This window comes from Compostibacillus humi (genome assembly GCF_014637175.1).
Taxonomy (GTDB): Bacteria; Bacillota; Bacilli; order Bacillales; family Amphibacillaceae; genus Oceanobacillus; species Oceanobacillus humi.
Genome location: NZ_BMEV01000043.1, coordinates 1 through 23,926, shown reverse-complemented (window position 1 = coordinate 23,926; position 23,926 = coordinate 1). Strand labels below are relative to the sequence as shown.

Annotated in this window: 15 protein-coding genes and 7 pseudogenes; 11 read left to right on the top strand and 11 right to left on the bottom strand. The window is 40.7% G+C overall.

The genetic code is table 11. The annotated features are described in order from the left end of the window. Positions 1-86 precede the first annotated feature (86 nt). Positions 87-1,244 (top strand): pyridoxal-phosphate-dependent aminotransferase family protein, encoded by a 1,158-nt coding sequence (locus IEV18_RS11425; protein ID WP_188392508.1) that lies wholly within the window; start codon positions 87-89, stop codon positions 1,242-1,244. Positions 1,245-1,617: 373 nt separating this feature from the next. On the opposite strand, the gene IEV18_RS11420 is transcribed toward IEV18_RS11425, so the two are convergent. Beyond that, positions 1,618-2,511, bottom strand: a complete 894-nt coding sequence (locus tag IEV18_RS11420) for a LysR family transcriptional regulator (protein ID WP_188392507.1) — start codon at positions 2,509-2,511, stop codon at positions 1,618-1,620. A 155-nt stretch (positions 2,512-2,666) separates the two neighbouring features. Here IEV18_RS11420 and IEV18_RS11415 point away from each other — a divergent pair, with 155 nt between their 5' ends. The 8 genes and pseudogenes from IEV18_RS11415 to IEV18_RS17610 all read left to right on the top strand — a co-directional run. Beyond that, positions 2,667-4,853, top strand: a complete 2,187-nt coding sequence (locus IEV18_RS11415) for a malate synthase G (protein ID WP_188392506.1) — start codon at positions 2,667-2,669, stop codon at positions 4,851-4,853. A gap of 279 nt (positions 4,854-5,132) precedes the next feature. After that, a complete protein-coding gene (locus tag IEV18_RS11410) occupies positions 5,133-6,449 on the top strand; it encodes an FAD-binding oxidoreductase (RefSeq protein WP_188392505.1) in 1,317 nt (438 codons plus the stop codon). A 1-nt stretch (position 6,450) separates the two neighbouring features. Beyond that, positions 6,451-7,827, top strand: coding sequence for a (Fe-S)-binding protein (locus IEV18_RS11405; protein ID WP_373281918.1), 1,377 nt, complete (start codon positions 6,451-6,453; stop codon positions 7,825-7,827). Between the two features lie 71 nt (positions 7,828-7,898). Next, positions 7,899-9,311, top strand: a complete 1,413-nt coding sequence (locus IEV18_RS11400) for an FAD-linked oxidase C-terminal domain-containing protein (RefSeq protein ID WP_188392515.1) — start codon at positions 7,899-7,901, stop codon at positions 9,309-9,311. A gap of 356 nt (positions 9,312-9,667) precedes the next feature. After that, entirely contained in the window at positions 9,668-11,431 is a 1,764-nt protein-coding gene (locus tag IEV18_RS11395; RefSeq protein ID WP_188392504.1) for an L-lactate permease, read from the top strand. 251 nt (positions 11,432-11,682) lie between these two features. Then, entirely contained in the window at positions 11,683-12,123 is a 441-nt protein-coding gene (locus tag IEV18_RS11390) for a hypothetical protein (RefSeq protein ID WP_188392503.1), read from the top strand. Between the two features lie 19 nt (positions 12,124-12,142). Then, on the top strand, positions 12,143-12,298 hold the full coding sequence (locus tag IEV18_RS11385) for a BAR domain-containing protein (RefSeq protein WP_188392502.1): 156 nt from the start codon (positions 12,143-12,145) through the stop codon (positions 12,296-12,298). A 97-nt stretch (positions 12,299-12,395) separates the two neighbouring features. Beyond that, a pseudogene (locus IEV18_RS17610) lies at positions 12,396-12,599 on the top strand (Cif family virulence factor); the annotation flags it as partial. 263 nt (positions 12,600-12,862) lie between these two features. On the opposite strand, the pseudogene IEV18_RS11380 reads toward IEV18_RS17610, so the two are convergent. From IEV18_RS11380 to IEV18_RS11360, 5 genes and pseudogenes are all read right to left on the bottom strand, one after another. Next, positions 12,863-13,156 (bottom strand): annotated as a pseudogene (locus tag IEV18_RS11380) (transposase); the annotation flags it as partial. A gap of 173 nt (positions 13,157-13,329) precedes the next feature. Then, the gene (locus IEV18_RS11375) at positions 13,330-13,500 is read right to left on the bottom strand and encodes an SDR family oxidoreductase (protein ID WP_373281917.1); all 171 of its coding nucleotides are present in this window, start codon (positions 13,498-13,500) and stop codon (positions 13,330-13,332) included. 81 nt (positions 13,501-13,581) lie between these two features. Next, positions 13,582-14,333 (bottom strand): annotated as a pseudogene (locus IEV18_RS11370) (IS1380 family transposase); the annotation flags it as partial. A 357-nt stretch (positions 14,334-14,690) separates the two neighbouring features. Continuing rightward, positions 14,691-17,366 carry a YhgE/Pip domain-containing protein gene (locus IEV18_RS11365; protein ID WP_188392501.1) on the bottom strand — a complete coding sequence of 892 codons (2,676 nt, stop codon included), beginning with the start codon at positions 17,364-17,366 and terminating at the stop codon, positions 14,691-14,693. A 107-nt stretch (positions 17,367-17,473) separates the two neighbouring features. Beyond that, entirely contained in the window at positions 17,474-18,058 is a 585-nt protein-coding gene (locus IEV18_RS11360; protein ID WP_188392500.1) for a TetR/AcrR family transcriptional regulator, read from the bottom strand. Between the two features lie 213 nt (positions 18,059-18,271). Between IEV18_RS11360 and IEV18_RS11355 the strand changes: the two are divergent. Next, positions 18,272-18,805 (top strand): annotated as a pseudogene (locus IEV18_RS11355) (FGGY-family carbohydrate kinase); the annotation flags it as partial. A 199-nt stretch (positions 18,806-19,004) separates the two neighbouring features. Here IEV18_RS11355 and IEV18_RS11350 read toward each other — a convergent pair. The 5 genes and pseudogenes from IEV18_RS11350 to IEV18_RS17280 form a co-directional block, all read right to left on the bottom strand. Further along, positions 19,005-19,487, bottom strand: coding sequence for a nucleoside deaminase (locus IEV18_RS11350; RefSeq protein ID WP_188392498.1), 483 nt, complete (start codon positions 19,485-19,487; stop codon positions 19,005-19,007). Positions 19,488-19,686: 199 nt separating this feature from the next. Continuing rightward, a pseudogene (locus tag IEV18_RS11345) lies at positions 19,687-21,061 on the bottom strand (IS1634 family transposase); the annotation flags it as partial. A gap of 51 nt (positions 21,062-21,112) precedes the next feature. Continuing rightward, positions 21,113-21,754: a type II toxin-antitoxin system HicB family antitoxin gene (locus tag IEV18_RS11340; protein ID WP_188392497.1), complete on the bottom strand. Its 642-nt coding sequence runs from the start codon at positions 21,752-21,754 to the stop codon at positions 21,113-21,115. A 25-nt stretch (positions 21,755-21,779) separates the two neighbouring features. Continuing rightward, positions 21,780-22,807 (bottom strand): annotated as a pseudogene (locus IEV18_RS11335) (IS1595 family transposase). Between the two features lie 290 nt (positions 22,808-23,097). Next, positions 23,098-23,241: pseudogene (locus IEV18_RS17280) on the bottom strand (IS4 family transposase); the annotation flags it as partial. Between the two features lie 66 nt (positions 23,242-23,307). Between IEV18_RS17280 and IEV18_RS11330 the strand changes: the two are divergent. Then, positions 23,308-23,910 carry a helix-turn-helix domain-containing protein gene (locus IEV18_RS11330; protein WP_188392496.1) on the top strand — a complete coding sequence of 201 codons (603 nt, stop codon included), beginning with the start codon at positions 23,308-23,310 and terminating at the stop codon, positions 23,908-23,910. Positions 23,911-23,926: the final 16 nt, after the last annotated feature.

Below are 23,926 nucleotides of genomic sequence, written 5' to 3'. Positions count from 1 at the left end.
TTCTTAAAGTAGCTGATTAAGTTAGATACTCTTTTCAATGTCTGTATGAGACAGCAATAAAAATAAAGAAGGGGGAGCGGGAAGGTATGTATCCAAATATTTTACGGCATCCAGGGCCAACGCCTATACCGAAAAAGGTAGAGCTGGCCATGGCGGAAAATATGATTAGTCATCGTTCGGAAGAATTTGTAAAGCTTTATCGGGAAACGACGGAACGTGTAAAACCAATTTTTGGGACGAAGCAGGAAATTTTGCTTCTCCCTTCAGGCGGAACGGCAGCGCTGGAAGCAGCGGTAGTAAACACGGTTTCCCCGGGGGAAGAAGTCGTCGTCGTAACTGTAGGCGCTTTTGGGGATTATTTCGTCTCCATCTGCGAAAAGAATGGCTTAGTAGTACATAAACTTGAAAAAGAATGGGGCGAAGCTTGTACGAAGGAGGAACTGGCTGACTTTTTAAAACCGTTATCCAATATTAAGGCTGTTTTTGCCACCTACAATGAAACGTCAACCGGCATCCTGAACCCGGTTTGGGAATTGGCAGAAGCAGTAAAGGAACATTCCGATGCAATTTTTATTGTGGATGGCGTGAGCGGTATTGGGGGAGTTCCTGCCGAAATGGATGAGTGGGGGATTGATATTTTAGTAACCGGTTCACAAAAGGCAATGATGCTTCCGCCAGGCCTATCCATCGTCGCAGTGAACGAAAAGGCTTGGAAGGTGATTGAGGCGAACCGCTCCACTGCATATTATTTAGACTTGTTAAGCTATCGGGATTGGGCGGAAAAAGGTATGACCCCGAATACTCCGGCAGTATCTCTCATAATGGGGCTTTCTGCTGTGTGTGATTTGATTGAAGAGGAAGGCGGCATTTCAAAAACAGCAGAAAGGCACGAAGTTATGAAAAATATGGTTCGTGCAGCGATGAACGCATTAAACATTGAATTGCTGACAGATGATGAATATGCATCACCAACCATTACGGCAATCCGCACTCCGAAGAGCCTGGATCTTGCTGAGTATCTCCGTCACTTAAAGAAGAAGTATCACTTGGATTTTGCCGGCGGCCTTGGACGGCTTCAAGGGAAAATTTTCCGCTTCGGACATATGGGCTATTGTTTCCCTAGCGACATCCTTCAAGCAGTTTCACTGATGGAAGCAGGATTACAGGACTTCGCTTACTCCTTCGAGCCTGGAGCTGGTGTAAGGGCAGCACAGGACGTTTATCTAGCATCCTTGAGAAAGTAAATAACTTACTAAGAAATACAAGTAGGATTCACAAAAGCGGTTGTCTTTTGTGAATCCTATTAATTTTATTTGCTTGTCACAATATATCGGTTTTTCTTGCTAGGATATTGACTTATATTTCTAGTTATCAGCTTATCTTTAATTATATCGGCCATTTCCAGAGTGAAATCGGCTATTTACGAAATTTCGGCTTTTCTTTTCAGGAATTCGGCGAAAGTTTTAAGAAATCGGCTTATCTCCGAATATATCGGCGTTCCCGTTGCGGTAATCGGCGTTCTGCAAAATATCAGCTTTTCTCACTGGCATATCGGCGAAATTCCGGATATATCGGCTTATCTCCTTATATTTCAGCCGCCCGCATATTTTTATTCCCTCATTCGTGCAGTATCCACTGGGTCTCTGCTAAAGCAATAAGTTTTCTGACTGCGTGGGATAAATATTTGCCTTTTTTCCAAATCATCGCTAATTCCAAGAATACGACCGGCTCATCGAACGGAATTGCTTTAATATTTTTATTGTCAATTTGCTGGCATATTCTGCTTGGCAATAATGCTCCGCCTAGTTTTGCTTCCACCATTTCTATCATGAATTCCTTCTGTGAACTTTCACAGACGACATTTGGATAAAAACCATGGCTTTTGCATGCTTCCATAATCCGGTCATGAAGAGAGAAGTCCCGTCTGTAAAGAATTAGCGGTTCATTTTCTAAATCGGAAAAGCGAATGGCCTCTTTTTTCGACAACGGGTTGTCCTTATGCACAATTAGCATTAGCGGATCCTTTAACAGCTGCATCGTTTCATAGTTTTCTTTTTGGATGGGAAGATTACAGATTAAACCGACATCGAGTTCTCCATCGCTGACTTCTTCTTGAATTTTATTGCTGCCGACCTCGTTTAAACTAATTCGGATGGAAGGATAAAGCTCGATATATTTGCTGATGACGGTGGAAAAAAATGCCGCACCAATGATTGGCGGGATTCCAATTTTGATTTCCCCTTTTTTCAGTTCTCCGACATCATCCAGCTGTGCGGTCAAATTATCAAACGCATCGAGCAAATTTTGTGCGTTGGACAGAAACACTTTTCCCGTATCGGTCAGCTCCAATCCTTTTCTAGCCCTGTAAAAAAGCGGGGTTCCGAGCTCGTCCTCAAGTTTCTTAATTGTCTTACTTAAAGAGGGCTGTGAAATATGCAGTGCGGCAGCTGCCTTAGTAAAGCTTTTTTGCTTTGCAACTTCTACAAAGTAAGCTACTTGTCTGATATCCATCATTCCCTCCCCCTATCTCCGTACTATGTTTGTACCTGATTATACGCCATTGTATAGCCAAAAGGAATAGCAAGTATGCAAAACTTGTATTTCTGTTTATGCGAGGGACGTAATAGAATGAGAGTTATAGATAGAAGTGAAAGGGAGGAACTGGAATGAATGGTTATGTGAAGACGGGAACTCTCCACGTTGCAAAAGTGCTCTATGATTTCATCAATTTGGAAGCGCTTCCTGGTACTGGACTTGACTGTGAGCGTTTTTGGGCTGATTTTGGAAAACTTGTAGCCGATTTGGCGCCTAAGAATAAAGCGCTGCTGGAAGAGCGGGAATCTATACAGAAGAAAATTGATGCATGGCATAGAGAAAACAAGACCTTAGATCCGAATAAATATAAGGCATTTCTTGAGGAAATCGGCTATCTTGAAAAGCCGGTAGAAGATTTTACAATTGGCACAAAAAATATTGATGATGTTATTACACAGCAAGCAGGGCCGCAGCTCGTCGTGCCAATTGACAATGCACGTTACGCGCTGAACGCTGCCAATGCCCGCTGGAGTTCCCTCTATGATGCATTGTATGGCACGGATGTCATTAGTGAAGAAGGAGGAGCGGAGAAAACCGGAGCTTATAATCCTGTGCGGGGAGATAAGGTCATAGCTTTTGTAAAAAAATTTTTGGATGAACATGTGGGGCTGGAAAGAGGGTCCCACGCGGATGTTGCGAGTTATGCGGTTGCCAACGGAAATGTAGAAGCGACATTGCGAAATGGAGAGCGGACGGGACTGAAGGATGCTTCTAAATTTGCAGGCTATCAAGGAGAGGAGGCGAAGCCGTCGGCAGTCCTGTTTGTAAATAACGGCTTGCATATTGAAATCCAAATTGACCGTGACCACCCGATTGGAAAAATGGACGCTGCAGGTGTGAAGGACGTCTATTTAGAGTCGGCAACAACTGTTATCATGGACTGCGAAGATTCTGTCGCTGCGGTGGATGCGGAAGATAAAACACGCGTATACCGTAATTGGCTTGGATTAAATAAAGGGGATTTAACCGCCACGTTCGAAAAAAACGGCAAAACGATCACACGCAGATTAAATCCAGATCGAGAGTATACAAGTCCAAAAGGAGAAAAATTTACCCTTTCTGGCCGAGCGCTTATGTTTGTACGTAATGTGGGGCATTTAATGACGAATAATGCCGTTTTGGATGAAAATGGGGAAGAAATACCGGAAGGAATCATGGATTGTGTATTTACGAGTTTAATAGCGAAACATAATCTCCTAGGAAATGGGCTTTACCAAAACTCCGCAAAAGGTTCAGTGTACATTGTTAAACCGAAAATGCACGGTTCCAAAGAGGTTGCTTTTGCCAATGAACTATTCAGTCGTGTGGAAAACATGCTTAATATGGAGCCGAACACATTAAAAATCGGCGTAATGGACGAGGAACGCCGTACGAGCCTAAACTTAAAAAATTGTATTTATGAAGTAAAAGATAGGATCGTTTTCATAAACACGGGCTTCCTGGACCGAACTGGTGATGAAATTCACACGTCGATGGAAGCAGGGCCGATGATTCGCAAGGGAGATATGAAAACATCAACATGGCTTGATGGATATGAGAAAAATAATGTGAAGATCGGTCTCCAAACTGGCTTTAAAGGGAAAGCACAAATCGGCAAAGGAATGTGGGCGATGCCGGATATGATGGCAGATATGCTAAAACAAAAAATCGGCCATGTAAAAGCAGGAGGAAACACGGCATGGGTGCCATCGCCAACGGCAGCAACATTACATGCGATTCATTATCATCAAGTTGACGTAAACAAAGTGCAGGAAGAGCTATTAAAAGAGTACATTAATTATCATTCTGATATATTGCAAATACCTGTAGCACAGAATCCAAATTGGTCTGCGGAGGAAATTCAGGAGGAGCTAAATAATAGCTGCCAAACCCTGCTCGGTTATGTCGTTCGCTGGGTGGAACAAGGAATCGGCTGTTCCAAAGTGCCGGATATTAATAATATCGGTTTAATGGAGGACCGGGCAACGTTAAGAATTTCCAGCCAGCTTCTCGCAAATTGGCTGTATCACGGTGTTTGTACGGAAGAACAAATGATGGATACGCTAAAACGGATGGCAAAAGTAGTAGACGAACAAAATGCAGGTGATCCGGCATATCGGCCAATGGCTCCAAACTTCGACAGTTCGGTCGCCTTCCAGGCAGCTTGCGATTTAGTGTTTAAGGGAAGAGAGCAGCCAAATGGATATACAGAACCTATTTTGCATCGTCGCAGAATCGAATTTAAGAAAAAGGCAGCGGTTCAGCAGCAGCTTCAATGAACACCGTCGCAAAGTAATTTTCGTGGAACAGATTATCCCTACGAATAGCTTCCTCTGAATCTATTCCAATGATCAACGTAATTTATAGCCAAATTCAAAAAGTTTTCTTGATTAAATGGTGAATAACAGGTAATCTATAATTAGATTTATCAGAATATATGCTAAAATATAAATCTTCTATATATAGGTACAACTGATTAGTGTTTTAGTAGGAAAGAAGTATGCTGTACATCCCAAGATTCAGAGGAAGACCTTACATTTCACCAAAGGGGGATTTGCATGATTGTTTCAGACATAGAAAACATATTGCCGAAGGAACAAATAAAAGAAAATAAGGAGCAGGATCATCTCCTTGGCAACAGCGGCGTTCAAATCATCGAAGCATATTCCGAGGAGGATATTTCCAAAGTACTTGCCTATGCCTACGAAAACGAAAAAACAGTGAACGTAATTTCTGGCGGTACGAAGCGGGGATATGGCGGTGAAATAGAAAAAGCCGATATTTTATTATCGCTTGCGAATTATAAAGGGATTGTGGAACATTCCGTCGGTGATCTGACCATGACGGTGCGGCCAGGGACGACGCTCAAAGAAATTGCCGATGAACTGGCTTTAAAAGGACAATCTGTTGCACTGGATCCCCCCTGGCCGGAGATGGCAACGATTGGAGGAATTATTTCCGCCAATGACAGCGGGCCAAAAAGGCTGCTTTATGGTTCAGCACGAGATTTGGTCATCGGCTTGCGGGTAGTGTATGCCGACGGCAGGGTAATCCGTACTGGAGGAAAAGTCGTAAAAAATGTGGCGGGCTATGATATGAACAAGCTTTTTATCGGTGCCATGGGAACCCTTGGTGTCATTAGTGAGATTACCATTAAACTGCGCCCGCTCCCGAAATATGAAGGACTGTCGCTGCTCCATTTTCCCGATGGAAATGGTCAGCCGATCCGGGATTTCTCTGTCTCCTTGCTCGATTCAATGATGGAGCCGGTAACTTTAGAATTGTTGTCTCCTTCTCTCGCGGAAAAATTAACTGGAAAAAGCAGTTACACGCTGGCCATCTCTTTTGAGGACAGGGAAAATGCGGTAATTGCGCAAGAGAAGTGGGTCCGAGAAAATTTGCCTGCTGGTGTGGAACTTACTGTATTGCATCAGGAAGAAGCAAAGAAATGGTGGGAAGACTTCCGGCGAATTGGTCCGAATGGCTACAATGATGAGATGAATGAAGGAACTACGCTGGCAGCGCTGAAAATTGGAAGCAATAATCTGGATGTGCTTGATGTTCTGCAAACGGCAGAACTGCTTGCAGAAACTCACCATGTCGCTATGGAAGGTCACGGCGGTTTAGGACACGGTATTTCCCGCGTCTATATCAAAGGCCAGCAGGAAAACACCGCGGCTTTTATACACGCATTGCGAGGAAAAGCAGAAGAAAAACATGGCTATGTCGTATGTACCCACTTGCCGTTTAAGCTAAGGGAAGCTGTCAATGTGTGGGGCGAGAGACCAACATATTTCGCCCTTCTGGAAGGTATAAAAAAAGTGAACGATCCGAAGCGAATCCTGAACAGAAAAAGATTTGTAGGGGGAATATGACATGAATGTAGGTGAAAAAGAGAGGGAGACAGTGAACCTTGCTGGGATGCTGGAAAACGGGCCTGCCTGCGAAACGAAGACGTTGGGAAACTATCTGTGGGATGATCTACCTGATCCGAACAAATGGGCAGATTGCGTTCATTGCGGCATGTGTCTGGAAGCATGTCCGACATACCAGGAAACAGGAGAAGAACAGCATTCACCTCGAGGCCGGGTGTATTTAATTAAAGCAGTAGCAGAAGGAAAGCTGGACATCAATGAAGCTTTTGCAAAGCCGATTTTTGATTGTCTTGACTGCAGGGCGTGTGAAACTGCCTGCCCGGCAGATGTTCAGGTCGGCGGTTTGATTGAGGAAGCCCGGGGACAAATCCGCCAGGCAATGCCTCTCACAGGTTTGAAAGGCGCTGTCAGCAAAACCTTCCTGAATGGCATTTTCCCAAATAAGAAACGGATGAACCGGTTGGCAGGGTTTATGAGGTTTTACCAAAATAGCGGCCTGCAAACGGTAGCGAGAAAAACGGGTGTGCTCAATGTCATGCCGAGACATTTGAAGGACATGGAGTCGATTCTTCCAGAAGCAGGAAAACCGGTGCTTGCAAGATACCCGGAAGTTGTGCCGGCTGAAGGGGAGACAAAAGGAAGAGTCGGCATGCTGACGGGCTGTGTGATGGATGTGATGTTCAGTGATGTAAACGAAGCGACCATTCGGGTATTGAATCGGAATGGGTATGAAGTCGGCTTGCCAAAACAACAAACGTGTTGTGGTGCACTTCATATTCACGCTGGAGATCGGAAGACCGGTAAAGAACTAGCTAAACAGAATATTGAAGCCTTTAAAGATTATGATAAAGTAATCGTCAATGCAGCAGGGTGCGGCTGTGCCCTCCAAGAATATGATGAACTGTTCCGGAACGACCCAGAGATGCTTCCGCTGGCGAAGGAGTTCTCAGAAAAAGTTGAAGATGTTTCCAAGTTTTTATATGAAAATGATTTTGAACGGCCAAAATCGGAAATAAATACAAAAGTTACATACCACGACGCCTGTCATCTTGCCCATGGGCAAGGGGTCCGCTTTGAACCAAGGCAGCTTTTGAAAGAGATTCCGGGTGTTGAACTGGTTGAATTGCCTGATGCAGACAGATGTTGCGGCAGTGCAGGGATTTATAATCTTACTCATCCTGAAATGGCAGGAAAACTATTGGACCGAAAAATTGATGATATACCGGAAAATGTAGAGATGATTTCAATGGGGAACCCGGGCTGCATGCTCCAGATTGCAATGGGAGTCCAAAAGCATGGCCGCAGCGAAAAGGTTGTCCATACGGTACAGCTTTTAGACTGGGCTTATGAAAAGGATAAGGAGCAAGGGCTATCCTAACGAAACGGGGTGATGGTTTGTTTGGAAGAAAGGGAAAAGTAGAGACATCGGATCCAGTTGTGCGAAAATTAATGGATATCGTTGGCGAAAGTGAAGTGCTCTATAAAAGAGAAGATTTGATTGCTTACGAGTGTGACGGCTACACGATGTACAAAGGGATGCCGAGAGCTGTTGTATTCGTGCAGAGTACACAGCAAGTGTCCGAAGTGGTGAAATGTTTAAATAAAGAAGAAGTACCGTATATTGCAAGGGGAGCGGGAACCGGTTTGAGCGGAGGCGCAACCCCGCTCGGCGGAGAGGTCATCATTAGTATGGTGAAAATGAAACGGATGCTTCATCTCGACTTGGAAAATAGAAAAGCGGTAGTAGAACCGGGTTTTATCAATTTGAAGCTGACCCAGTCTATTTCCGATAAAGGCTACTATTATGCGCCTGATCCTTCCAGCCAGTATGCATGCACCATTGGCGGGAATGTCGCTGAAAATTCAGGCGGTGCCCACTGCTTGAAATACGGGGTAACGACAAATCATATTTTAGGGCTGGAAATTGTTCTGCCGAGCGGAGAGATTGTAGAAATTGGAAAAGAGGGGATTCCAGACCAGCCAGGGTACGACCTGCTCGGCTTATTGACCGGATCCGAAGGCACGCTGGGAATTGTGACGAAAGTGACGGTAAAGGTATTAAAGAATCCGGAAGGTAAGAAGACAGTGCTTGCCTATTTTGATGAAATTGACGATGCAAGCCAGGCTGTTTCTGATATTATCGCTGCTGGCATTATTCCCGCAGCATTGGAAATGATGGATGACGTTGCCATTGAAGGAGTGGAATCTGCCGCCTATCCGGTGGGACATCCAAGAGATATTGCTGCATTCCTTCTGATTGAAGTGGACGGCATTGTTGCTGGAATTGATGATCAAATTGAAGAGATTCTTACCGTATGTAAGCAAAATAATGTCCGTGAAGTAAAAGTTGCAAAGAATGAAGCGGAACGCGCTCTTTGGTGGGCGAACCGGAAGATGGGTTTTGGCGCTATGGGTGCGATTTCTCCAGATTACCTCGTTCAGGACGGGGTCATACCGAGGACGCGTTTGCCTGAAGTATTAGCAAAAATAAAGGAGATCGGCAAAAAGTATAATTTGCGGATTGCAAATATATTTCATGCGGGAGATGGAAATCTCCATCCGCTTATTTTGTACGATGCCAGCGTTCCTGGAGAAAGCGAACGTGCGGCCAAAGCCGGTTCCGAATGTTTGAAGGTTTGTGCCGATGCAGGCGGCTCCATTACAGGGGAACACGGAGTCGGGATTGAAAAAGCTGCGGAGATGCGTTTTATTTTTACTGATGAAGAAATAGCGGCGCAAACAAATATCCGGGAAGTATTTAATCCGAAAGACTTGCTGAATCCAGGCAAGCTGTTTCCGCAGCCGGGACGCTGTGTTGAAGTGAAAAGGGCTGGACAGAACGAAATGCAACCTGTTCCTTGAAAAGATAAAAGGAATTTTATCGAATCATTCAGTTTTGTTCAAGGCTCCAGCCTAGAACCTTTTTAAAGATTTATTGATTAATATATTCGCAAAAACTACCTATTTTATTCAGAATATTCCGTTATTAATAATAATTGCTAAATGTTTCTGCGGAATGTGAGTCTATCTTCTTGAGAGGCAGTCTGCACCAAATCTAGTAATGAAGGAGAGGGATGAAAAGTTATGTAGGATGAGGAGATTCGGCAACAGGCAACATAAAAAAATGAAGGAAAACCCCGCAATCAAATTAAGCAACAATATTACATCTTAGGAAGTAATAACGTTGTTTAATATTGAAATTTTAAGGAGGGAAAAACATGGGGGAAGGATTATTAGCATTTCTTGCGTTACTTCCAATTATTGTTGTTGCGATTTTTCTAGTAGGGTTAAAGTGGCCTGCAAGTAAAGCGATGCCGCTATCCTACATCGTTGCAGTGCTTCTGGCGCTGTTTGTCTGGGATGTAACCTTTCCGCAAGTCGCTGCGGCTACTGTACACGGTCTAATTGTTGCTGTCACGTTATTATTTATTATTTTTGGCGCTATACTATTGTTGAACACTCTACAGGAAAGCGGAGCTTTGCACACGATTCGCCGCGGTTTTACCGATATTTCCCCTGACCGACGTATCCAGGTGATTATCATTGCCTGGCTGTTCGGCTCGTTTATTGAAGGTTCAGCAGGGTTTGGTACACCAGCTGCTGTTGCGGTACCGTTAATGGTTGGTCTTGGGTTTCCGGCAATGGCTGCCGTTGTCGCCGGCATGATTATCCAAAGTACGCCGGTGTCATTCGGGGCTGTTGGAACACCTATGCTTGTCGGTGTAGCTACAGGTATCGAGCCTCTGTCACAACTCGATATTTCTAGTTTTGTTTTTAGTACTGCAACAAAAGTTGCTACACTTCATGTTATTGCAGGACTGCTCGTTCCATTATTTTTAGTTGGGATTATGACGAGGTTTTTTGGAAAGAACAAATCCTTCAGTGAAGGTCTAAAAGTATGGAAGTTTGCCTTATTCGCGGCTCTTGCGATGACAATTCCTTATATTCTCGTTGCCTACTTATTAGGTCCTGAATTTCCGGCACTGCTTGGAGGCTTAATCGGGTTGGCTATCGTCATTCCTGCTGCACAAAAAGGGTTTCTTACTCCAAAAGGGGAAGATATTTGGGATTTTGAGGAAAAAGAGCATTGGGATCCAATCTGGACCGGCCGTCTGGAACTGAAAAACAACGATATTTATGCAGGAAAAATCTCCATGTGGCGTGCTTGGGCTCCATATGTATTAATTGCTGTATTTTTACTTATAACAAGATTGACCCCAGTTGGAGATTGGCTGAAATCTGCTAAAATTGTAGTACCGAATATTTTCGGAACTAGCATAACTTCCAGCTGGGAAATTTTATATTCTCCGGGCTTTATTTTCATCGTTGTTGCCGTACTCACCTACTTTATGCACGGAATGAAGCCTAGCGATTTTGGCAAAGCTGTGAAGACGTCTTGGAAAACCATCATTGCTGCCAGTACTGCGCTAGTGTTTACGGTTCCTATGGTTCAAGTGTTTATTAACACAGCAGGCGGGGCAGCCGGCTATCCGGAAATGCCGATTGCCTTGGCGGAAGGGGTGGCAAATCTTGCCGGTTCCGTGTATCCGGTTTTCGCGACATTTGTTGGGGGAATAGGAGCCTTTGTAGCTGGAAGTAATACGATAAGTAATATGATGTTCTCTTATTTCCAATACGGAGTCGGAGAACGTATTGGTGCGGATCCATCCTGGATTGTTGCCCTCCAGGCAGTTGGCGGGGCAGCCGGTAACATGATTTGTGTGCATAACGTCGTTGCAGCATCAGCGGTGGTCGGCCTTGTAGGGAAAGAAGGACATGTTATCCGAAAAACACTCTTGCCATTTTTCTATTATTCGCTATTAGCTGGCTGTGTCGGATATTCTATTATTTGGACAGCAGAAAAAGGTATTTTCAATATTGGAACAATCATAGCACTGATTATTTGGACCATAGCGGTTTACATTATTGCGACGAACAACAGGCGCTTAGATGCACTTAGTGGAGGCAGAAAGAGTGCGTAAAGGTAAGCGCTCTCACTATAGTGAAGCGGCAATCAATAATTAATATGTTTATAATGCTCTTGGGGAAAATGCAGATAGTACCCAAGGGCATTTTTGCATTATATAGGCATTCAGAGAGGCTATTCGAATTGATGGATTGCCTGGAGAGATTTTAAACAGAGAAATATAATGAAATAATGCAGCTTCGGATAAGCTGCAGTTTTCGATTTTAATAAAAAATAAATATAGAAGCATTAGCTGATTTACTACGTGTGCTGGGAGTTCCACATGTTACTTATCGGGAAAATCGGTCCAGTTATCACGTACCAATTCGTTTAGAACGAACCAAATTGTTGGACTTAGCAGAAGTGTTAAGCTTGATTCAATTGGATTGGCTTGAACACGGTATTCAATATGTCGAGGAACAACTTCTTTATCACGAAATCGAATGTTTGCTGTCCATTTCCGGTGTCAGCGGGGAAGAGGATGCGGTCCGGGAAGTTGTGAAAGAAAAACTCACACGCTACGTTGACCATATAACTGAAGACCATTACGGAAACTTATTGGCAGAAAAAACATATGGAAGCGGCAATGGACCAACAATTCTTTTAAACGCTCACCTAGATACAGTAGATGATATTGTTGAAGGACGGTCGATTATCAAGGAAGGAAATATTTGGTCTTCCAGTCAAGGGATACTGGGGGGGCAATAACAGAGCAGGAGTAGCTATATTGTTAACAATCGCCAAACATCTGAATCTGTCAAAATTTAATGGACAAGTAAAGTTTATTGAAAATGACGGGCAAATAAAATCTGCAGCGATGCACTTTTTGGGAAGAGCGCTGCAGGATAGATTTAAAGTCTTGGAGAGTGAAAACGGAAAATAATCAAATATAAGGTGCATTCAAACAGCTTTTTGGGCGCATTTTTTCTGCGAAATTACTTTATGGATAAGGAAGGAGAACGATTGGCAGCAATATGGTCGAAATACAAAAATACTTCGAAAACGCCTGGGAATTGATAAAAGAAGAAGCGTATACGATTAGTGACATACGCTGGATTTCAACGGATCAAAATTCAGCAGCATGTATTTATTCATATCATTATGAGGGATATCATAACGGCAAATTAGTGTCAGGCAATGGAAGGGCAACAAACGTATTTGTAAAGACGGAGATTGGTATGTAAAGTAAGCAGGAAGGCCCGTATATCATAATCTATGAATATATGGGAAATATATAACATGGTAGATAACGAACTAAGTGTGTGAAACTATACTATCATCATAGCATGGGATAAGCTGCAGCTTTTTACGAGAAAAGAATAGGAGCCCTAAACAGGACTCCTATTTTCTATTAATCTAGAAAAAGACGTTATAAAAAGCTCAGTCCTTTTCATGAAACTGACGATGAAGTTCGCGGACTTGCTCTGCCAGTTCAGGTACAGGACCGTCCGATAATTTGTGTGAAGACAGGATCATTCGTCAATTGATCAGCACTGTCATCTTCAGCATAACCAGCAATGATTTGATAAATCTTTTGACGGAGTAAATTTTCATTCGAATGAACATGGTATTTTCTATCGTCTTTCAAATGTAGATGTCGAGCCAAGGTTTTAGAGAATCCGATTTTCTCATCGAATTCCCTAAAGATAAATTCACCTGTATCAGAAGAAAGAGAACCCCCATCATTTGACAATTTAATTTGACGATTGAAATCTAAAGTTAAATGCGGTAAAGTAGCCATTATAAGAATCCTTTCTGTGGTTATTTTGTCGTGATTTAACTTTAACAGAAATGGATTCTTTTTTCATTTATTTGATGCATGATCAAGTCAGATGAAACGCTTGATAAATAAGCATTCATAAGTAATCAAAAGTTTTCTATGAATAATTCAGGTTATAATATATTTATTCTAAATTACTGCAATAAAGCACCGCCATCAATGACTAACTCTGTACCTGTAATATAACGAGATTCGTCACTAGCTAAAAACAGAACAGCATTGGCTATATCTTCTGGTTGTCCAATGAAATTTAGGGGAATCATGCGTAAAGCCATTTTTCGTCCCTCACCATCATTTGCATCCAATGCCTCTTTAATCAATCCTGATTTTGGGCATACTGCCCCCTTGGTCTTTCATCCTTTTAAAAAAACAGCTATTCAATTGAATTATTCTAGCTTAAGACGTTGAATTCGCTGAAGTACTTCCCAAAAGAATTTTTGGCACACAAAACAAGAGGACAATTTAAAGTAGGATCGTCCTGATTTTACCAATTTACTCGCAACTTTAATAATTCTTGCACGAATGGTTTCGATTTGCATACTTGTCTGTTTTTCTGGAAAGCAAAGAGTACGTAGCCAATTCGTTAGGTTGTATGCTAATAGACTTAACATCATTTTTGCTTCATTCACTTGGAAGGAATGGCTGTTCATTTTATCCATGTAAAAACCGCTTTTAGCTACCTTAATATAATTCTCTATCGTGCCTCTTTTTTGGTAAGCACGAACGATATCCTTTGGAGAGAACGCATCTATTAGGTTTGTGACAAAAAATGAGTGTGTAAAAAACAATTCACCTGCAGGACGAACAGATTGTACGATGACTTTTCTGGACTTCGACCATGATTTTGCCTGGTATTCGATTTCTTCATAATAGCATTCAGACATGGAAACATCTGATATCTCCGTTGTTGGATGTAATTCGTCTGCCATTCGCTGTAAAATAGCGTTTGATTTTAGACGAATCACGTAATAGACAGACTCTTTTTCACTTAATTCATACAAAGCCGGGACAGCAAATCCACTATCTCCACGCAAAAATGGTGTGGTTTCTGGAAATTTTCATTGCAGTGTTCAATAAGTGGTTTTACAAAATCAACGACACCATTGGAAGTATAAACATTTCCTGGTCGTAGCTTCAGTAATTTAAAGGCATCCGTACAATGGTACAGCAGGCTGCTTAATCAAGAGGTTAATTTAGATAAAGTGACTAATCCAGTTTATTACTTCATGATGGATCAAGATACAGGTCTTACATTGGATGCAGGTCCACAAGGCCGAACAAAAAAAGTATGCTCATCCAAACACCCATTGTTTAACTTTCATACGGATGACATCCAGAAATCTTAAGAAAACACCAGGTCTAGTCTTAATTATAATCGACACGATTGCATTTATAGGATTAGGAAACCTTTTTCTAAAAGCTCTAGAAAAAATAATGAAAGGTTCCATCGGAACAAGACAGGATAAAAGATTCCTGTCTTGTTTTAAATTGACTTTTACTCCAACATCCTGCTAGCTTTCGTTTTTTCATATGCAGCCTCAATGCGTTCAGCAAGTAAAGGTTTTAAGAGTGCCCCAACAAGAAGTGCAAGAACCATAAAAATGAGTAAAATGCTTATATACTTCGCCACGAGAACGGGAATAGCTCCTGCAACTGCTTCTCGTAACAGATTTATCGCGTAAGTAAATGGTAAGAATGGATGAATTGCCTGGAAAAATGGTGGCGCAACATCAATTGGGAAGGTGCCTCCGCTGCTCGATAATTGCAGCACGAGAAGGATAATCGCAAGCCCTTTACCAATATTTCCGAAAATAGATACGAGTGTATAAACGATTGTCATTAATACTATAGAGATTAACATGGAAAACACAACAAAGAAAACTGGATGCTTTGTGTAAATCCCAAGCAAAAGTAAATTTCCTACACTAACAATAATGCTTTGTAAAATTCCAATAAACAAGAAAATAATTAGCTTTCCAAAATATACATGACGTAATGTATATTCCTTGCGCATATCTATAGGATGCACGTTGGTGGAAATTAAATTTGATAATAATAACGCTCCTACCCAAATACTTAATGTCGTATAAAATGGTGCATTCGCTGATCCATAATTCGGTATTTCAAATAAGTGTTCTTCTTTTAAGTCAACTGGATTGGCAAAAAATTCACTTTCTTTATCAAGATCATTTCGTAATAAGGAAATCAACTTATTTATTTGGTCCTCTTCTTCAATTTTCTTAATGTGATCGGCTAACTCATCTATCACATGTTCAAATTCAGGTAAATACTCACGACTATAGCTATTTATATCATGTAATGAATTTTTCACTTTAGGAGCCTTTTCTGTTAATAATGTCGCAATATTATCATACTTCTCTTTCATTGTTGGATAATCTGACTTCATCATATGTGCTGCATTATGAACAAGCTTTTCAAAGGAAGGTAATTTTTCATTCACAAATTTAGCCAAATTTTCAATAGTATTGACCACTTTTGGAAGTTCTTCTTCTGTGATATCTACGAGTTTATTTACTTTAGCTTCCACATCTGGGAGTTCATTAATGAGTCTTTCAATCGTTTCTCCGCTTTTATTTACGATATCGTTAGATAAATTTAATACATTCCCCAATGATTCTAATTCAGAATACAAATTTTCTAATCCACTATTTGACTGTTCAATCCGCTCCATTAGATCCATAAAAGCTGTAGTCAGGTTTTTTCCTTGTTCGCTGTTTAACATGTTCATCAATGTTGTAGAAGCTTCTTTCACAGCCTGGTTCTTTTCACGAATTTCTTTTAATTTTTCTGAGGTAAAGTTTCCGTTATTTATTTCATTTTGCAGTGAATTAACTGATTGTTGAAGAGTCTCCATTTTGTTACGTAAAACAGTTAGCTTATCTACCATATCTTGGATTTGTTCATTCTGCTGTTTTTGATTCATAAGCTCATAGTACTTTATGATTTGATCAATCACTGCAATTTGATTTGTTAATTGTTCATTTAAATTTGTAACATATTTCGTGGCCTCTTCAAGCGAATCTTTATTATAAAAATCTTCAATAACTTGATCTGTCAATGTTGCGGTTTCACTGATAAACTGGATTTGCTGAAGGAAAATTTCGCTCATTGTCGAGTCTGTTTTTGCAGCTTGTTCCTTTAGTGATTCAACAATTTGCAAAAATTCCTCTGCATACTCTCTGTTTTCCTCTAAAACAGGAATCAAATTCTGCATTTGTGCAATCTTCTCTTTTGCTACATTTGCTTTTTCTAGACCATCTTTTAATTGCTCTCCCACTTCAGTAAAGCGATCTCGAAAAATCGTTAGTTTTTCAACTGCTTTTTCCAGTTCTGGTATAGACTGTTCGATCTTTAAGACTTCATTTCCTATCTGGTTTATCTTCGGCAATTGCTCTTCTAGACGGAAAATGTATTCCGCACCTTTGTCTATCTGAGGAAAATAATCTTGTAATCCAATAAATTGTTCTACACGATTATCGATCTTATCCCAGTTTTCTTCTATTTCCATTAAACTTTCTGCAAAATGATTAATTTCAGGGAAACTTTTATGAATTTCATCGACTATCCTTTTCATTTTACGCATTGTCGGAAGTTCTTCTTCCACCTTAATGCCAAGCTTATCTAATTGTTCCAGAAGAGCCTTTGACGTTTCTTCAATCAACTTGTCATTTATTTTAGAAACAACCGTATTTGCTCCAGCCGACGTCATCTTAGGAGCAATTGCATTCATTTTTTCATTCACTTGATAAACTATTTCCGCTTGCGTCGGATCCCCATCAAGAACCTTAATTAAATTTCTAGAAAAGTTTTTATCAATATAAATGGCAGCATACAAATTCCCTAATTTTACACCTTCTTCTGCTTCACGTTTCGAAATAAAATTCCATCCGAAATCTTGATTCTCTTTCAAACTATGAACAATCTCTTCACCAATGTTAATGGATTCTCCTTCTATTTCTACTCCTTCATCTTCATTAACAACGGCTATTTGAATCCCCTCCGTATTTGTATAGGGGTCCCATGTAGACCCTAAGTTAAACCACGCATAAAGAGCAGGTAATACAGCAATTGCTAATAAAATTAAAGCAAACAATGGAACTCTTTTTATATTTCTTATATCCTGCTTAAAGATATTGATAACGTTCCTCATAGCATCCTCCAATAAAACTATGAATATGACTAGAATAGTTTTTGGTCAATTTATTTAAAAAATATAGATCATATTTCGACATCATGTAACAAGAACTATGTCAATTATTAATAGTCTTCATTTTTCATTCCAATTCCCTCAATAAAATATGTATTGATAAGTTCTGCAATTTGATCTTTATCTAATGGTTCATGACGTTCTTTCCAGTTATTAACCAGGTTTACGTACATTTTAAACATTAAAAAGGATGTTATTTTTGGATCACATTTCCGTAATTCTCCACGTTCAATCGCGGTTTCGATTTTTACTTCAATAAATTCACAAATTTCATCTTCTACAGATTTCATTGCTGCAATGACTTCAGGAGTTCCGATTTCCTTTACCTCTTGAGAAAGTTTAATCATTAATTCATGTTCTGATTGAAATTTAGTTATAGTATGTAGAACTTCATTAAAACTTTTAATAAACGGCTGTCTTCGTAGAATTGCACTTTCTGCAACATCTCTCATTTCAACGACAAATAAATCTATAATAGCTTTTAGTATTTCTTCTTTAGAAGAAAAATATGTATAAATTGTTCCCTTACCTACTTGTGCAATTTTGGCAATTTGATCCATCGTTGTTGCTTTATAACCAAATTGACTAAAGGATTTCTTTGCAGCATTAATAATTTTTAACTTTTTGTCATTCATCCTTATTGAACCTCCGTTTTTCGACTAAAATATGAAATTGGTCATTAGTCATTTTAACATTACGGAAAGCATGGAGCAAGTAAAAAATAGTAGGGGCTGTCCAGAAATTAAGTAGCTAGTAGATTTTTTTGGTTTCTTGAAGTGCGCATCGAGTATTACGGCCTCTGCCCTCTCAACGCATACACACGTTATAGACTCACTTACTCTTTCACCGCTGATATTGACACCGTTTCAGCTGGTTCCAATGGTCTGCTATTCACACCATATATTGCAGGGGAACGAACACCGCATGTTGAAGCAAATATCCGCGGAAGTTTTATTGGCATCGATTCGATACATGAAAGAAGACATTTTGTTCGTACTCTTTTAGAAGGGATAACTTTTTCTTTGAATGAATCCGTTAAAATTTTTCGTGAATCTGGAAAGACAATCGATACGATTGTATCAATTGGCGGTGGAGCGAAAAATGCGACGTGGCTACAAATGCAGGCAGACATTTTCAATGCGAAAATTATAAAAATGAAGAGTGAGCAGGGACCTGGAATGGGGGCTGCCATTCTTGCAGCCAATGGCTGTGGCTGGTTTGATTCGATAAAAGATTGTGCTGAGCAATTTTTGAATGAAGCTGACATCTACGAGCCCATTCCGGCAAATGTTGAGAAGTATGAAGAACTTTTTGCTATCTATCAAGATGTTTACACAAAAACAAAAGCCTTAAATAATCAATTGATGGCCTTCAGAGATTAAAAGATTTTTCGTCTTTCTTCTTTTTCTATCTTTGGACGCAGTGAAGTTTGCACGGTATAAGTAGTAGGAGTAGTAATCAATTGAAAAATCGTCCTATCTTTAAATCTTTGATTGCCTGCTTACCTTTGACGAGAGAGGATGAATTTTTTGAGAAGTAAAAGAAATGGGGCTCTAAAATGTCAGTTTTAGAGCCCCTTTTTTAGCGATTCTTAGCGTGAAACTGACGGTGAAGTTCGCGGACTTGCTCTGCCAGTTCGGGTACGGGACCGTCTACTTTGGTGTCCCGAATAACTTCCTGGATAGGGAGATTTCGTACGCGGGATGGAGGTACTCCTAACTCACTCAACCATTGTGCCAGCTGCTCTGACGAGCTTGCATAAACGATCCGGCCTAAACCGACCCATCCATGGGCTGCAGCACACATCGGGCAATGTTCTCCGGAAGTATATACGGTAGCCTTGCTCCTTTCCTCCGGTGTCATATGATTGGCTGCCCATCGGGCAATGGCAAATTCCGGGTGCTGGGTATGGTCTCCGCCTGCCACATGGTTATGATCTTCAAAAAGCACTTCTCCTTCTGCTGAAACAAGCACCGAACCGAATGGCTCGTCCCCTTTCTCCAATGCCGTTTTTGCCAATTCTACACAACGCCTAAGATGCTTCATATCGATATCCGTAATCATCATCGCTTCCTCCTCACCCTTCATCATTTATTAAAATTCAATCAAATTCACTGGTGTTTGGCAAGTGTATACGATTTGCTTCGTTAAGTTTCAAGCAAGATTTGAAACCCGAGTTCGACAGTTGCTAGGTAAACGAATGCCCCTCAAAGCTTTGTGTATCAAGGTTTTGAGGGGTAAAAAGGGCATAATTATTGTGTTACTAGCTTTTCGGTTTGATTTCTAAAATTTCAGGAGGCAGATTCACGCCTACTTTATTGAAAATCTCTTTCTGTTTGGCGGTTGGTGTCGTCGTACGATATAGATCTCCATCCTTCGTGGTGAAATGACCCACTTGAAGCCTTTGGACCTCACGACGCACGGAATCCCAACTCGAGCCGGTTTCATTTTCAATCAACCTGACAAGCAAAAGTGCCAGCCAATTAATGATGATATGAGCTCGAATTCGTCTCTCTAGCCGATGGTACATCGGCCGTATGTTTAATGTGGACTTTAACGTTCGAAAAGCGCTTTCGACTTGAAGTAACTGCTTATACCCTAACGCAATATCCTCAAGGGATAACGTATCGTCGGAAGTCCGGATTAAGTATTTGCCATCGTATTTCTCTTCATCCCGTATGGCTTGCTTATTCAGTTTCAAGGTACCATCTTTCAATTGGCGGATATATTTCCCGTACACTTTATGCGCCCGTAAAGCACATGCCCGTTTGTGGTGGGCTTCATTCGGTAATTGTTTCAAATTTTCAAGCTGTTCCTCAACGGCACAGATGATTTCGTTTCTTTGACGGCGGTCACGTTCGGCTTCTTCCGGATTATAGGCGATCACATAGCGTTTTCTGGCTTCGCCATCTCCAACAATCGATTCTTTTACTAAGAGGTTTTCACGAATGGTATGGAACCGTCCACGTTTACTAAGTGCAGCTTCCACATCCTTTTTGCCTGCCCGCATCCGTTCGCCGATAATATAATGTCCGGCACCACGTTGTAGGATGCGTAGATTTTCTTCGGAGGAAAAACCACGATCCATCACATGGATGATGCGCCCAAGGCGCCAACCCATCAAATCTTTCTTCACTTCCTCAATCACATTCATATCCATCGTGTTTCCCGGCCAAGACCACACTTTAATGGGAATGCCTTCACGTGTAAACCGCTAGTCCAATCACCGTTTGTACGAGGTCCGGACGTTTATCTTTCGAGTATCCTTGAAGCCGAAAATCGTCATCTTCCGGGGTTTCGTCGGGAGCGACTTCAAAGTAACTGGATGTCGTATCGAAATAGAGAAGATCAACTTCCAGATTGAACAGGTTGGAAACATTGTCAAATACACGATCTTCCAACAAACTTTGGGCATCCAATAACTCGTCCATGGCACGGTAAAGCTGATGGCAATGAACACTTGAAAGCCCAGGGAGATAGACATCTTCGGATATCCATTCTTCCATTCCTAATTTACTGGAAGGGGCAAGCGCACGGTTTGCGACCATTGCAAAAATGGCACGTTCTAAATTGATTTCGTGCTTGCGCTCTTTAAAAATCTCTTCGAGAATCGTATCCATCCCTAATTTTTTCCAAATTTATTAAACGTGTGCCTATGAAAAATTCAAAAATTTTGGCTCTGTTAAATTTTAATGTTGATAATTGCATAAAAAATTGATGAAACCTAATAAATGGGGTTTCATCAATTTTTTATTAACTAACGCCCTCCTTTTGTTGAATACATCTTCAACAAACTGATTAAATTTCTCCTCAGCTTCAGTTCGTAATCTGACAGTAAAAAGTAAAGGGTAATTAGGATAATCAGGATTTTTCTTGCAGAAGGAATCAAAAATTTCAATTTCATCCTCAGAACAACTCAAAAAAATGTCCCACGTTCCTTGGTCATTTTTATACCCAATGGCTTCTATAAAATCATCATTTTCTTCAACGTAATAGCAAATATGCCAATGGCGTCCTTTTAAATGTTCCTCTATTTCTTCGGCATACGGTTCGAGCGATGTCTCCACCTCTATTAATTCCATCCCTTGGGAAAGGTGGTTGCTTTGAATAGGGATAGGTTCAGGAAGTTCTTCATTATCGTATAAGATTCCTGCTAAAGAGTAAGCCAAATCTTTTTTTGCATTTTTTATCGCTTCACGTTTTGTTTCTCCTCGTGATAAAGGAAAGTCCCATCCTGATTCAGGAAACAGGGTGGGGAAATAAACACCAAAGATTCCTTCATCGTCCTGTTGTATGAATGCTGGATAAACTAATTTATCGGAATTTACCATAGACACACATCCTTACTTATATCAACTACACATTGAATTTTGACAGTCTCAAACTGTCATATGTGTCTGTCATTTCAAATACAAATGATGTTAATAGAAATTCTTTAATATGCTGATTAGTGCTTTCGTTACCACGACTATCGACAAATAAGAACCAAGCAAGGTAATATCAAGATATTTCGTAGCCACACCTTTAAAGCGGTCTATCCATTGTTTTAGACGAGAATGGAGACCATTGACATTGTGAATGTGATATAAGCCCTTGATAACGTGTTTGCCATCGTCTGATTTAATCCGATAATGCTCTAAACCCTTTTCTTTTGCATATGTTTTGTAAGCCTTCCAAGCATCGGTTACAAGAACATTTTCATTGGACAGTTTAGAACCAATTAAATTATCGACTTGTGTTTTCACAATACGCCCCATACAAGCAACTTTGAATACGGTTGCTTTTGTTCGGTCTCTCGCAACAAGAACACAAACCTGTTCGTGGCTTATTCCTCTGTGTTTGGACTTTCCGCCAAGTTTGCGAGGTTTACGTTCAGTAATTCCTCGTTGTCCTTTTTGAGAGTACAGGAAATAGGTCTCGTCAATTTCAACGATACCTTCAAAATGTTCAAAATCCATTTGTTTCAAAGCGTTTAACAGTTTGTGCCTCCAATAAAAAAGCGTAACCCAAGTAACCCCTACGATTTCAGCAGATTTTCGCAGGGAATATCCTTTGAACATACAATCAACAAATGTAATCCATTCGTTGCCTTTTCGGGTACGGTACAAGACAGTATTGGTCGTGTCATTGAAGGTTTTGCCACAACATTTACAGCGATACCGTTGCCGACCATTATATTTTCCGAACCGAACAACGTATTCTGATGAACAATGAGGACACTCAAATCCTTCCTTGAAGCGAGTTTTTCTCATTTCATTGATTAAACGCCCACCAGCAGAGGAAGAAGGTTCAACATAGCGTTTAACCCATTGGTAAACTTGTTCTTTTTTTGTATGTGGTAATTTGTCGATATACTTTAACAAGTTGCTAAACGCTTTGCTCACCTTGGCAACCTCCCCGAATGTTTGTTCCTATGTTGATTATATCAAGAATTCGGATAGGCATCAATTATCAACATTTACCTTTAACAGAGCCAAAATTTTAAGCACAAATCCACGAAAAGATTGATATCATAGGAAATACCACTAGCATTGCATAAATATAGTTGGAATATTCCGTAAATAATTTTCTCATAAATTAAGTCAAAAAGTCAAAGTCCAACTAAAGGTGGCTTTATCCATTTTTTGAAAATTATATACAGTTCATCCAAAAGGGACAACGACATTTGCCTTTGTTATGGAACGGCTTTTTTCTCAAACCTTCGCAGCCAAATGTAAGCTGGCTTCCATAATGCTGCCTTTAACCAGCGGCTAATTCGAAGCAGCGACTTTTTACTTTTTGTTTCTAATTGAATCAGTACATGTAAACAGTAGGTGATATGCTCCCAATACAGTAGACAGAGAAATAATAAATATTCTCTATTACTGTATGGGGGGCTTTTTCTATGTCGAAAAGGAGTAGTAAACATACTTTAAATGAAAGGATAGAGGTAGTATTACGTGTCATGGAGGGGAGCGCATCTGTAAGCAGGATTGCTGAAGAATACGCTGTTGACAGGACGACGATTAACTTATGGGTTCGTAAGTATAAAGCAGATGGGGTCGATGGTTTAAAGGATTCGAGGACATGGAAGGGGTATTCCAGCGAGCTGAAGAGGGAAGCTGTTGAATATTATTTAAATAGAGAAGGCAGTTTAAGAACGACTTGTGAAAAGTTCAATATTTCATCTCATTCGGTTTTACGTCACTGGATAAATCAGTATACTAGTGGGAAGAAGATAAAATCTACTAGTAAAGGAAGAGGAACCGTGACTAAAGGGCGTAAAACCAACCTTCAAGAGCGTATCGAAATTGTACAATATACGATTGCCAACGATCGCGACTATCGTGGGGCAGCTGAAAAGTATAGTGTCTCTTACCAACAAGTATATAGCTGGGTACGCAAGTATGAAAAAAAGTGGGGAGCAAGGTCTTCAAGATCGTCGTGGCAAGACCTTAGAGTCAAAGCAACAGCTGACAGAAGAAGAGAAACTACAGCTTCGTATTAAAGAGCTGAAGCATCGT

What these genes read in the sequence shown, in the direction of transcription:
- IEV18_RS11425 (WP_188392508.1), top strand. Translation starts at nt 87, where the DNA reads ATGTATCCAAATATTTTACGGCATCCAGGGCCAACGCCTATACCGAAA.
- IEV18_RS11420 (WP_188392507.1), bottom strand. Translation starts at nt 2,511, where the DNA reads ATGGATATCAGACAAGTAGCTTACTTTGTAGAAGTTGCAAAGCAAAAA.
- IEV18_RS11415 (WP_188392506.1), top strand. Translation starts at nt 2,667, where the DNA reads ATGAATGGTTATGTGAAGACGGGAACTCTCCACGTTGCAAAAGTGCTC.
- IEV18_RS11410 (WP_188392505.1), top strand. Translation starts at nt 5,133, where the DNA reads ATGATTGTTTCAGACATAGAAAACATATTGCCGAAGGAACAAATAAAA.
- IEV18_RS11405 (WP_373281918.1), top strand. Translation starts at nt 6,451, where the DNA reads ATGAATGTAGGTGAAAAAGAGAGGGAGACAGTGAACCTTGCTGGGATG.
- IEV18_RS11400 (WP_188392515.1), top strand. Translation starts at nt 7,899, where the DNA reads ATGGATATCGTTGGCGAAAGTGAAGTGCTCTATAAAAGAGAAGATTTG.
- IEV18_RS11395 (WP_188392504.1), top strand. Translation starts at nt 9,668, where the DNA reads ATGGGGGAAGGATTATTAGCATTTCTTGCGTTACTTCCAATTATTGTT.
- IEV18_RS11365 (WP_188392501.1), bottom strand. Translation starts at nt 17,366, where the DNA reads ATGAGGAACGTTATCAATATCTTTAAGCAGGATATAAGAAATATAAAA.
- IEV18_RS11360 (WP_188392500.1), bottom strand. Translation starts at nt 18,058, where the DNA reads ATGAATGACAAAAAGTTAAAAATTATTAATGCTGCAAAGAAATCCTTT.
- IEV18_RS11350 (WP_188392498.1), bottom strand. Translation starts at nt 19,487, where the DNA reads ATGATTACGGATATCGATATGAAGCATCTTAGGCGTTGTGTAGAATTG.
- IEV18_RS11340 (WP_188392497.1), bottom strand. Translation starts at nt 21,754, where the DNA reads ATGGTAAATTCCGATAAATTAGTTTATCCAGCATTCATACAACAGGAC.
- IEV18_RS11330 (WP_188392496.1), top strand. Translation starts at nt 23,308, where the DNA reads ATGTCGAAAAGGAGTAGTAAACATACTTTAAATGAAAGGATAGAGGTA.